This is a genomic window from Rhodococcus sp. SJ-3 (assembly GCF_051918125.1).
Classification (GTDB): Bacteria; Actinomycetota; Actinomycetes; order Mycobacteriales; family Mycobacteriaceae; genus Rhodococcus.
Genome location: NZ_CM123306.1, coordinates 1,754,651 through 1,766,289 on the forward strand (window position 1 = coordinate 1,754,651; position 11,639 = coordinate 1,766,289).

The 11,639-nt window shown below is 62.8% G+C and carries 12 protein-coding genes; 10 read left to right on the forward strand and 2 right to left on the reverse strand.

Features of this window, described 5'->3' with window-relative positions; all coding sequences use genetic code 11:
- The first annotated feature begins 77 nt into the window (after positions 1-77).
- On the forward strand, positions 78-2,696 hold the full coding sequence (locus ACTDXD_RS07900; protein ID WP_440126519.1) for a LuxR C-terminal-related transcriptional regulator: 2,619 nt from the start codon (positions 78-80) through the stop codon (positions 2,694-2,696).
- A gap of 42 nt (positions 2,697-2,738) precedes the next feature.
- Here ACTDXD_RS07900 and ACTDXD_RS07905 read toward each other — a convergent pair whose 3' ends face one another.
- Complete coding sequence (locus ACTDXD_RS07905; protein ID WP_440126520.1) at positions 2,739-3,137, reverse strand: DUF7144 family membrane protein; 399 nt, start codon at positions 3,135-3,137, stop codon at positions 2,739-2,741.
- A 179-nt stretch (positions 3,138-3,316) separates the two neighbouring features.
- Here ACTDXD_RS07905 and ACTDXD_RS07910 point away from each other — a divergent pair, with 179 nt between their 5' ends.
- The 9 genes from ACTDXD_RS07910 to ACTDXD_RS07950 all read left to right on the forward strand — a co-directional run bounded on the left by ACTDXD_RS07910 (position 3,317) and on the right by ACTDXD_RS07950 (position 11,255).
- Positions 3,317-3,544, forward strand: a complete 228-nt coding sequence (locus tag ACTDXD_RS07910; RefSeq protein WP_440126521.1) for a hypothetical protein — start codon at positions 3,317-3,319, stop codon at positions 3,542-3,544.
- Between the two features lie 17 nt (positions 3,545-3,561).
- Positions 3,562-4,014, forward strand: a complete 453-nt coding sequence (locus ACTDXD_RS07915) for a DUF6069 family protein (protein ID WP_440126522.1) — start codon at positions 3,562-3,564, stop codon at positions 4,012-4,014.
- Positions 4,015-4,081: 67 nt separating this feature from the next.
- Positions 4,082-5,980 (forward strand): alkyl/aryl-sulfatase, encoded by a 1,899-nt coding sequence (locus tag ACTDXD_RS07920; RefSeq protein ID WP_440126523.1) that lies wholly within the window; start codon positions 4,082-4,084, stop codon positions 5,978-5,980.
- 292 nt (positions 5,981-6,272) lie between these two features.
- Entirely contained in the window at positions 6,273-6,695 is a 423-nt protein-coding gene (locus tag ACTDXD_RS07925; protein ID WP_440126524.1) for a DUF6325 family protein, read from the forward strand.
- Positions 6,696-6,709: 14 nt separating this feature from the next.
- Positions 6,710-7,027 (forward strand): SHOCT domain-containing protein, encoded by a 318-nt coding sequence (locus ACTDXD_RS07930; RefSeq protein WP_440126525.1) that lies wholly within the window; start codon positions 6,710-6,712, stop codon positions 7,025-7,027.
- A 56-nt stretch (positions 7,028-7,083) separates the two neighbouring features.
- Positions 7,084-7,737: a GAP family protein gene (locus ACTDXD_RS07935; RefSeq protein WP_440126526.1), complete on the forward strand. Its 654-nt coding sequence runs from the start codon at positions 7,084-7,086 to the stop codon at positions 7,735-7,737.
- Positions 7,737-9,452 carry a SulP family inorganic anion transporter gene (locus ACTDXD_RS07940; protein ID WP_440126527.1) on the forward strand — a complete coding sequence of 572 codons (1,716 nt, stop codon included), beginning with the start codon at positions 7,737-7,739 and terminating at the stop codon, positions 9,450-9,452. Before ACTDXD_RS07935 ends, ACTDXD_RS07940 begins: the two co-directional genes overlap by 1 nt.
- 103 nt (positions 9,453-9,555) lie before the next feature.
- Positions 9,556-10,044, forward strand: a complete 489-nt coding sequence (locus ACTDXD_RS07945) for a DUF1269 domain-containing protein (protein WP_054712398.1) — start codon at positions 9,556-9,558, stop codon at positions 10,042-10,044.
- A 26-nt stretch (positions 10,045-10,070) separates the two neighbouring features.
- Positions 10,071-11,255: an AI-2E family transporter gene (locus ACTDXD_RS07950; RefSeq protein ID WP_440126528.1), complete on the forward strand. Its 1,185-nt coding sequence runs from the start codon at positions 10,071-10,073 to the stop codon at positions 11,253-11,255.
- A gap of 20 nt (positions 11,256-11,275) precedes the next feature.
- On the opposite strand, the gene ACTDXD_RS07955 is transcribed toward ACTDXD_RS07950, so the two are convergent.
- Positions 11,276-11,638 (reverse strand): hypothetical protein, encoded by a 363-nt coding sequence (locus ACTDXD_RS07955; RefSeq protein ID WP_374229866.1) that lies wholly within the window; start codon positions 11,636-11,638, stop codon positions 11,276-11,278.
- Position 11,639: the final 1 nt, after the last annotated feature.

Consider the following 11,639-nt stretch of genomic DNA (forward strand, 5'->3'; position numbering starts at 1 on the left):
CCCCGAGGTCAGCTCGATTGCGATAAATTCGTCCGCGGGGGGCAGAGCCTAGGAGAACACATCTGACAGTTTCTTGAATGGGAGCCGCGGTGCTGCTCATCAACGGCGACGACAGTTCCACCAGGACGGCCGGACGAGGCGCTCGGTCGATTCCCCGCCTCGCAACCGAGCCCGTACACCGACATCAATTGTGCGGCCACTTCGAACGGGCCCGGCAGCTCGGCGGAGGTGTCGCGCTCGTGTGCGGCATGGCCGGAACCGGCAAGACCGTAGCGGTCACCGAGTGGCTGCGCTGCACTCGTCTGCCCGCCTCACCCGCTCAGGTGGCGTGGACGACGCTCTCCGAGGAGCACAACAATCCCCGAGCGTTCTGGGACGAACTGCATCGGTCGTTCGGCGATTCCCCGCCCTGCCACGGCGAGCAGGCGCCGAGGACGCGGGCAGAGATGTTCGTGCGGTGGCTCGACACGATCGAGGATCCTGCCGTCCTCATTCTCGACCACGCTCATGTAATCCACGACCCGCTGACCCTGTCCGGGTTGGCGCACCTTCTCGAGATTCTGCCCGACCACGTCACCGTGGTGTCGACCTCCAGATTCCCACCCCCGATACCGTGGCACCAACTGGACCTGACCGGAGCCCTGGTACGACTCGACGGGGTCGACCTGGCGTTCGGCCGGGAAGAGACCCGCCAGGTGCTCAGTGCGGGCAATGTGGCGGTCACCGAGGACGAACTCGACGCGGTCGTCGCGCTCACCGACGGGTGGGTCGCCATGGTCCGGTTCATCACGCTCGTGTTGTCGGCCCGCGGCAACAGCAGAGAGATCCTCGCATCGGCCACCGCATCGGAACATCCGGCGATATCCGATTTTCTGGTGGGTGAACTACTCGACAGCATCAGCACGGAACAGCGCGAATTCTTGATACGGACCGCGGTCACCGAGTCGTTCGATGTAGATCTTGCCACCGAACTCGCGGGACCTGAAGCAGCACGAGTACTCGCGGAGATCGTCGCCGCGTATTTCCCGATATCTCACACGGGAGCCACCGGGGCGGAAATCTACAGTTACCACCCGCTCATGCGTTCACATCTCAAGGCCGAGCTCGACCGGATGCTCGGTCGCGACGGGGTGCGCAGGCTCGAGCTCGAGGTCGGTGGCTGGTATTCGAGGAGCGGGGACCCGGTACAGGCCGCCCGCTATCTCAGCGCCGCGGACAATCGATATGCACTGTCGAAATGCGTCCTCGACCTAGGTCCGAAAGCAGTGTTCGGAATACACGGTGCTGGCTTTCTGAAAGTCCTCGATTCCGCGCCCTCCGACATCGCCGACGACCCGTTCGTCCACCTCTTGCGCAGCGTGCACGCGCTGGCTCTCGGTGTTCCGGTCGAAGCCGATACGTTTCTCCGTGCCGCATCTGCCCGCTCGTCTTCCATATGTCCTGCAGTAACGTTCGATCGTTTTCATCACGCTGTCGAAATCGATGTCCGTAGCGCACTCGGAGAAGAAATCGACAAGGTATCTGTACCGGCAGCCTCCGGAGACCATCGCGATATCGAGTCCTACATCGCGGTCCAGCAAGCCAAGTGCCAAATGACGGCCGGTCATCGAGGTACTGCCGATCGTCTTCTGGCCGCCGTCAGCCTTGCCGAGCACGCCGACAGTGTCCGCCCCCATCTGGAAGCTCTGATGCTGCTCGCATTGAACGAAGGGGTTCGCGGGCGCCTGTCGGCGATGAACGCGCGCGCTCTGATAGGCGTCGAATACGCGCGGGAAGTAGGGCTTTCGGGGTCAGGGGATGCCGACCGGTGTGCGGTGATGTGCCGCTACCACCATTTTCTTTGTGGAACGCAACCGCCGGAAGGGATCGATCGGCCGCTCGCAATGTCCGTCGGCATCGATGGACTTTCGTCGCCCTACGCCGGCTGGGACAGCTACGCGATCTCTCAGCTCATTGCCTTTCACCGGACCGCAGACAAGACGGCAGCTGCCCGCGAGATCACCGACGTGGTCCTTACCGCTCTGACCGATTCCCGGATGGGTGCCAGATCGGCGCCGATCATCCCGTTCGCAGCTCAGTCATTCGTGGCCTTCCACGAACTCGATCAGGCCCAGCGGATCATCGAGGGGGCAACAAGAGTTCTGGGCCGGCACCCCCTTTTCGATCTCGCCGCGGCAACGGTCGAACACGCTCGTGGACGCTCTGCGCGTGCCCGGGAACTTCTGGATTCCGCCCTGGGGGATCGACCCGTTCCCGGGGTCGCCCAGGTCGAAGCCCATCTACTGCGAGCGGTCCTCCGTGCAGCGTCCGACCACGAATTCGGAGCATACGACGACCTCGAGGCTGCGCTCGCCCTCGCCGAGCCCGAGCATCTGGTCCGGCCGTTCCTCACCATCGGTGGGGCAATGGCACTGCTCGATACTCACAGCGGACGGTTCGGCCGGCTGGATCCGTTCGTCGAGAGCATCCGGACGCACCCCGACGCGCCGCACGCCTCGACGCACGTCGTCCTCACACCCGCCGAAGTGCGCGTGCTCAAGCAGCTACCTTCTCCCCAGACCACTCAGGAAATCGCGCACGCGCTGGCGCTATCCGTCAACACCATCAAGACACATCTGAGAGGCGTGTACGGGAAGCTGGGCGTGTCGTCTCGGGGAGATGCCATCACAGCCGCTCGGCTGACCGGCCTGCTCTAGTAGTACAGCCCTACCGGTCAGCCCGAGACACCGGACAGGAGATCAGCGGTCGGGATCCCACGTCGCCACTGCCCAGATCACGACGATGTCCAAGGCGATGATGAGGATGGACCACATCGGGTAGTACGGCAGCCACAGGAAGTTGGCGACGATCGACAGACAGGCCAGGACGATCGCCGTGAAGCGTGCCCATGTGGCCCCCGATATCAGCGCAAAGGCCGTGATCACCACGAGAATGCCCACAATCAGGTGGATCCAGCCCCACGTTGTCGTATTCAGCTCGAATATGTACTCGGCGCCGACCACGAACAGTTCGTCGGTGGCGATGGCAGAGATCCCCTGCAGGATCGACACCACGCCGACGACGAGCAGGATGAGCGCAGCCGCGATCGATGTACCTGCCGCAAAACCTTGTTTGACGCCTCCACCGGACGAAGACATAACCGATTCCCTTCATGTGTGATGCGGACCCGGACACGGTCCGGCACGCTCTATTGCACGCGGTTCCCGAGTAATCCCACATCGCCCATCAGAGGTGATCTCTCGAAGTTCACCGCGTACGGGTGAAGCGCATCGTCAATCAGTGCGACATCCTGGTGTGCACCACGAGAGGAGCGGCGATGCAGCCAGATTCGTGGCCGAAGGGCGTGCGATACTCGTTCACCGTCGCCGGTACGCTGTCCGAACGCGCACTCACAGCGTTTCCGGAACTGAAGGTGTCCGACATTCCCGGTGCATACACCATGCTCTACGGCTCGATCGCGAGTCAGACCGAGCTACGTGGGGTACTGGCACGATTCGATGCCCTGGGCCTCACGCTCATCGAAATGAGCCGTCTTCCCGACTGATCGAGAAAGGATTCTGGATGACCCAGTACAACCCGGAGCCTGCGACAATCACGGTGGATGCCAGGAAGTTGTGGTCGGGTGGCCTTGCGACCGCCGTCGTTGCCGCACTCGCCGCCGTAGTGGGGCTACTCGTAGCTCGTGAACTGCTCGACGTCCCGGTGATCACGCCGGAAATACTGTTCGGTCGATCCCAGGCCGCCAATCTTGCGGTGTTCGCGGCTGTTGCGGCTCTGATCGCGACAGGGTTGTTACACCTGCTCATTGTGTCGACTCCGCGTGCCACGAGCTTCTTCGGCTGGATCTGCACTCTCGCGACCGTCGCCGTGGCGCTGTGGCCCTTCATGTTCGACGCGACCCTGGCCTCGAAGGTGTGCAGCGCCGTGCTCTACCTCGTCGTCGGCACCGCAATCGTGTCGCTGCTGTCGGGTGTCGCACGGTCGGCGACGATTTCTCGACCTATCGGTCGATGAGAGGCAAAGGCGAATTCACCTGCTATAGGTGATGGCACCCGCATCGAGCCACCCGCACGATCAATTCATGACGCAACAGCAGGACGCCACCACCACTGTGTCGAACAAGAATTCGGAAACACAGCGAACCCTTCCGTTCTCGGACACTCAGGATTTCTCCGACGCCGAGCGCGGGTTCATCGCCTCACTCCAGCCCGGCGTGGTCAAGGACGCGTCCGGAAACATCGTGTGGGACAGCGACGCCTTTGCCTTCCTCGACGAGGAATGCCCGCCCACAGTTCACCCCAGCCTGTGGCGTCAATCGAGACTCTGTGCGATACAGGGGCTCTACGAGGTCACCGACGGTATCTATCAGATCCGCGGGCTCGATCTGTCGAACATGACCATCGTCGAAGGCGACACCGGCGTCATCATCATCGATCCACTCATTTCGTCGGAAACTGCTTCCGCAGGATTGGGTCTCTACCGCGCGCACCGAGGCGAACGGCCCGTCGTCGGTGTCATCTACTCGCACTGCCACATCGACCACTTCGGAGGCGTCAAAGGCGTCACCACCGAAGCGGACGTCGCGGCCGGGCGTTGTCCTGTGCTGGCACCCACCGGATTCGTCGAACACGCGGTGGCAGAGAACGTGTATGCGGGGACCGCGATGGCACGGCGTGCGGCCTACATGTACGGGGCTGCGCTTCCGCGCGGCGCGCAGGGCTCCATCGGCGCAGGTCTCGGCGCCACCACGTCGACCGGCACGCCGACTCTCATCCCCCCGACGGTCCATATCGACCACACCGGACAGTCGGAGGTGGTCGACGGAGTCCGGATCGAATTCCAGCTCACGCCGGGCACCGAAGCACCCGCGGAGATGAATTTCTACTTCCCTGACAAACGCGCGTTGTGCATGGCCGAGAACGCGACCCATACGCTGCACAACCTCCTGACACTGCGCGGGGCCCTGGTCCGCGACCCGCACGTGTGGTCGAAGTACCTGACCGAATCCATCAACAGATACGCATCCCGCACCGATGTGCTGTTCGCGTCGCATCACTGGCCCACGTGGGACACCCCACGCATCACCGATTTCCTGTCGGTTCAGCGCGACCTCTACGGATACCTACACGACCAGACTCTTCGAGCCATGAACAAGGGCTCCGTCGGTATCGAGATCGCGGAGGACATCGATTTGCCACCGGCGATCGAGAAGGCTTGGCACACACACGGCTACTACGGTTCGGTCAGCCACAACGTCAAGGCCATCTATCAGCGCTACATGGGTTGGTTCAACGGGAACCCGGCGAATCTGTGGGAGCATCCGCCGGTCGCGTCCGCGAAGAGACACGTCGAGTTCATGGGCGGCGCGCAGGAAGTCATCGCCAAAGCACGCCGCTCGTACGATGAGGGTGATTTCCGCTGGGTAGCACAGGTACTGAACTATGTCATCTTCGCCGACCCCGACAACACCGAGGCGAAGGCACTGCAAGCCGACACCCTCGAGCAACTCGGCTACGGTTCCGAGAACGGCACCTGGAGGAACTTCTTCCTGATGGGCGCATACGAACTCCGCAACGGAGGTATCGGCACACCAACGGTCACTGCGTCTACCGACATCTCCAGCGCCCTCACCGTCGAACAACTCTTCGATGCACTGGCACTGCGGGTCGACGGCCCCCGGGCGTGGGATGCGAAGATCACCATCGACTGGCGAGTGAGCGATCAATCGGCCATCCATCGGACTCAGCTGCGAAACGGGCTGCTCGTCCACTTCGATGTCGGGGACGCCGATCTCCCGGCACCGGATGCCACCTTCACCCTCACGAGTCGTGCACTGCACGAAGCACTGCTCGGCGGCACGGATCTGAGTGCCATGATCGATGACGGGTCGGTCGTGGCCGACGGCAATGTCGTCGCATTGTCCGAACTGGTCGGATATCTCGATTCACCCGATCCGGACTTTGCCATCGTGACACCGTAAGAGAGCCGGACCGCGACATCGACACCCAGCGTGTTCGAGAACCGCCCCAACGAGACCCACCGCTTCCACCCCAATGATCTGCGACGCCTACTCACTCGGCACCAAGAACACGTGGAACTGCAGAGCAACTGGCTGCCTGCACCACCGGACGCGTTCTCGCTTGTTTGCGGGCCTACGGCGGCAAGGTAGCGATCACCGACGGAGCTTGGATTCCGCCCATGATCACCCGGCGGTAGAACCTCATCCGGATCGGGTGAAGCGCGGCGTGGATATCCGCGGGACCATCGATTTCATGACGCAGCCAGCCGCCATCGGACCCGTCGAAATGGTCGTCCTGTCGTTCCCCGGAACGCGGATCGATACCGCAGTGACCGCAGCGTTCACCGAAGTGGTCGACCGCGGATATGCCACGGTGCTCGACCTCATCTATCTGGCCAAGGACGACGACGGCTCGATCACCCAGATCGAGATCGACGAGCCCCTCTCCGAGACCGGACTCGACGGTCTCACCGTCGACCCGCTCGGTCTGGTCAGCGATGAAGACCTCGACGTCGTCCGCTCTTCGATGGAGCCCGGCACGTCGGCGGTGGTCATCGTGTACGAGGAGACGTGGGCACGCAAACTGGCCGGCGAGGTCCGCAAGGCCGGGGGCGAGGTCGAACTGCATGTCCAGGTACCGAGGGATGCGGTCGAGGCCGCATTGTCGGCAACGTAGAGAAAGGCAATCCCATGGTCTTCCGCAGAGGACGGGTCGGTCGTCCGGGTCTTCTCGGCACCGTCGCGCGCACCGCAGTCATCTCGGGCACCGCCACCGCCACATCCAACGCCATCAACCGGCGCGGTCAGCAGCGCGCAGCCGAGAAGCAGGCCTACACAGAGCAGCAGGCACCTCCCCCACCACAGGACTATCCTGCCCCGGCTCCTCCCGCTCCGCCCGCATCGTCGGACGATCTGGTCTCGAAACTGAAGCAACTCGGCGAACTCCACACCGCCGGTGTCTTGTCCGATGACGAGTTCGCTGCAGCCAAAAAGCAACTGCTCGGATGAGATTCATCCGATACAGGTGATCCGGGCCGCGTCACAGCACTGATTGACTTACCGTCATGGGCGCCACAATCGGAGAAGTTCTTCCCTTGGCCGTGGGTGTAGCGATATCACCGATACCCATCGTGGCCGTGATCCTGATGTTGTTGTCGCGCAATGCGCGGGCGACCAGCGCGGGATTCGGTCTCGGCTGGATTGCCGGGATCCTTGTGGTCACCGGTATCGTCATTCTCCTGGCCGGTTCGATCACACCGGACGACGAAGGCGGATCGTCCACCGGCTGGGTCAAGGTGGTCCTCGGCATCCTCCTGATCGTCCTTGCTGTCAAGCAGTGGCAATCCCGCGCCGACACCACCCCACCCAAGTGGATGCAGGCCATCGACGAGTTCACGTTCGCCAAGGCTGCCGGTCTCGGGCTCCTCTTGTCTGCGGTGAATCCCAAGAACCTGCTGCTGTGCGTGTCGGCAGGTGTGGCAATCGGAACTGCCGGTCTATCTTCCGGTAACGCGATGGTCGTGTGGCTGGTCTTCACGATCCTTGCGGCCTGCTCGGTCCTGGTGCCCGTCATCGGCTTTGCAGTGGCGGCGCAACAGTTGAGCGGGGCACTCGACTCCGCCAAGAACTGGCTGCAGGCCAACAACCACATGGTGATGGCCATTGTGCTGCTGATCATGGGCGTGACCGTCGTCGGCAAAGGCCTCGGCGGACTGTGATGAACCACCCGGCCGGCACTGCCTGGCCTCTCTTCGGCTCCCTGCAGGGTTATCGCAGGTCGTGGCTCCGTCCCGACATAGTTGCCGGGCTGACTGTTTGGGCGGTACTCGTACCGGAGGCATTGGCCTACGCGACGATCGCGGGGGTGCCGCCGGTGATCGGCCTCTACGCGGCAATACCGTCCCTGATTCTGTATGCGGCAGCCGGAAGTTCGAGACACCTCGTGGTCGGTCCGATGTCGGCCACCGCTGCACTATCTGCTGCGATCATCGCACCGATCGCAGGTACCGACGACGGCAAGTTCGTGGCGTTGTCGGCAGCGCTGGCAATCGCCACCGGAATTGTCGGCCTGATCGCCGGGTTCGCCCGCCTCGGATTCGTCGCATCGTTCATCTCCGAGCCTGTGCTCAAAGGTTTCATCGTCGGCCTCGCGTTGACCATCATCATCGGCCAGGTGCCGAAGCTCTTCGGAATCGAGAAGACCGATGGGAACTTCTTCGTCCAGGCCTGGGGCGTGATCCGGAGTCTCGGCGACACCGACTGGCGCACGCTGGCTGTCGGAGCCGTCTGTCTCATGGTCGTGCTGGGTTTCAAGCGTTGGCTCCCACTGATTCCCGGCGCGCTCATCGCGGTGGTTGTCGGCATCCTCGCCGTCATCGTCTTCGATCTCGCCGACAAGGACGTGGCCATCGTCGGGCACATCGATTCCGGTCTACCGAGCGTCGGTCTCCCTGCCGGGATCGGGTTTCACGACTACATCGACCTTCTCGGACCTGCCGTCGGTGTCCTTCTGATCGGGTTTGCCGAAGGACTGGGCGCCGCAAAGACGTACGCGGTCAAACAGGGGTATACCGTCGACCCAAATCGCGAACTGCTGGGGCTCGGGCTCGCCAATCTCGGGTCCGGATTCGGGTCGGGCATGGTGGTCAACGGCAGCCTGTCCAAGACCGCGGTCAACGGCGGGGCCGGCGCCAAGACCCAGGTCAGCGGCCTCGTCGTCGCCGCGCTTGTCGTGCTGACATTGCTGTTCCTCACAGGGTTGTTCGAACAACTGCCCGACGCGGCGCTCGCCGCGATCGTGATCGCCGCAGTCATCGAACTCGTCGATTTCGCTGCACTGCGGCGCCTCTACCGGGTGTGGACCGACCGGCTCGGCAGCATCTACGGCCTTGCCGCGCGAGAAGATTTCGCTGCGGCGATCGCCGCGATGCTCGGCGTGCTGCTGTTCGATACTCTCCCCGGACTCGTGATCGGCATCGGCGTGTCGATGTTGTTGCTGCTGTATCGATCATCACGACCGCACGTTGCGTCATTGGTTCGTGAGGGCGACCGGTGGGTGGATGCCACCGCGCTCCCATCGAGCGGCCATGCCGCCAGAAGGTTCGACGTTCTCGTGCTCCGGGTCGAGTCCGGCCTCTATTTCGCGAATTCCGACTACGTGCACCAGCAGATCGAGGCCCGCTGCACCGCCGAGACCCGGATCGTCGTGCTGGATGCCGAAACGTCCCCGTTCATCGACGTCAGCGCCGCACAGATGCTGTACGAACTACGCGACACGCTCGCCGGCAATTGCATCACGCTGCGTATCGCACGCGACATCGGACAATTCGGTGATGTGCTGGCCCACTCGAATTCGGAGGTCACACCGATCGCGGTCTATCCGACCGTCCGTGCCGCCGTTGCCGGCGCAGACCCGATTACCGACACGGACTGACCAGTCCCGCAGGATCTCACCCTCGCCGTATGAAGACCCGATGCCCGCGGCCCCATAGCGTCGAGTCCGACAGAATCACCACGTCACCGAATCGAGGAAACCCATGGCCGGAACCCTGACCGTATGGAAGTTCGATACCGAAACCGGCGCCGACACTGCCGTCGAGACATTGAAAGACCTGCAGCGTCAGGAACTCATCACCGTGCACGATGCCGCCGTGGTCAGCTGGGCCGAAGGAGCGAAGAAGCCGAAGACACGACAGCTGAACAACCTCGCCGGGATCGGCGCTCTGGGCGGCGCCTTCTGGGGGCTGCTGTTCGGAATTCTTTTCTTCATTCCTCTCATCGGTGCTGCAGTCGGAGCTGGGATCGGAGCCTTGAGCGGTTCTCTGACCGATGTCGGAATCGACGACAGCTTCATCAAGCAGTTGAAGGAGAAGATCACTCCGGGCACGTCTGCCCTGTTCGTCTTGACCTCCGACGCGACCCTCGATCGAGTTCACGACGAGTTCAAGGGGCAGAAGGCCGAATTGATCTCGACGAACCTGTCCCATGATCAGGAAGCAGCCCTGCGCGAAGTCTTCGCCGAGTAACACAGCGTCGACCAGGAGGAATCCGGATGGGCTCCCGATACACACCTGTGAACACAGAATCGGCACCGCTGCCCTGGACGATTCCTCGGGGGTTGATCGTTCTCCTTGCCCTGGCAGCCACCGTCGTTGCGGTTGCCGGGGCAAGAGCACTGTCAGGCCTGCTCGCTCCGCTGTTCCTGGCGCTGATGCTCACCATTGCGGTGCAGCCGATCCAGACATGGGCCGCGCGACGGGGGATTCCCGTATGGGCAGGGATGCTGGCCGCGTTGGCATCCGTGTACGCCATCCTGCTCGGTTTGATCGGCGCACTCCTCCTGTCCGTTGCCCAACTTGCCACAGAGCTGCCGCAGTACACCGACAGCCTGAACAACTTGCTCGACGGGGCACATGCGCAGTTGAGCAATGCCGGAGTCGACGACGACCGCATCGCCAGCGCGCTGAGCAGTCTCGATCTCGGGAAACTCGTCGGATTGCTCGACGACCTGCTGGCAGGACTCCTCGGAGTCGTGTCGAACGTCGTCTTCATCATGGCTCTGCTGCTGTTCATGGCCATCGATGGCAGTACCATCGGGCGCCGCATGCGCGTCGTCGACCGGATGCGTCCCGACATCTCCTACGCGCTCTCTGCTTTCGTCGGCGGCACGCGCAAGTACCTGATCGTGTCCACGGTCTTCGGTCTCATCGTGGCGGTGTTCGACGGTGCCGCGCTGTGGCTGCTGGGTGTGCCACTGCCCATCCTCTGGGCGCTGTTGTCGTTCATCACCAACTACATCCCGAACATCGGCTTCATCATCGGACTCGTTCCTCCCGCGCTTCTGGCATTGCTCGAGGGCGGGCCGGAACTCATGTTGTGGGTGATCGTGGTCTACAGCGTCATCAACTTCGTGATCCAGTCGATCATCCAACCGAAGTTCGTCGGCGACGCCGTCGGGTTGAGCGTGACAGTGACATTCCTGTCACTGGTGTTCTGGTCGTGGGTACTGGGGGCACTCGGAGCACTTCTGGCGGTGCCGTTGACGCTGCTGGTGAAGGCCCTGCTCATCGATATCGACCAGTCCACGCGATGGGTCGATGCGCTGATCGGCGATTCGTCCGACGCCTCCGAACCCGAGCCGGACCCCGACACGTCCGACCCGGACAGATCCGAAAAGCCCGGGGACCCCGACGATGCTGCAGAACCACAAGCGCAACACGTCGAGGACCCGGGCTGACCGGCATCGCCGTCACGCCGTCAAGATGTCTTGGGCGCGAGCGCCTCCGCCATCCTCTCCGCTTGAGCGTTGCTTTCGAGCAGCTGCCGGACGAGCCACAGGCTCAGTACGCGGGTGACCGCCGCCGCGAGGTACACCGCCATACCGATCAATGTGATCGTCACGAAACCGATGCTCAACAGCTGGTACGAGAGCAGGTCGCGCGAATCCGACAGCGTCAGCGACGCGATGTACACGATGAAGGTGGCCACCGCACCGATGATCATCAGCGCCAGGCCGATGTACTTGCTCTTCGCCCCACCTGATCCGGCGCCGGCCGAATCAAGACCCAGCGACGAAACATCCTTCTTGAACTGTTCACGCCGTTCGTCGACGAGAGTCATG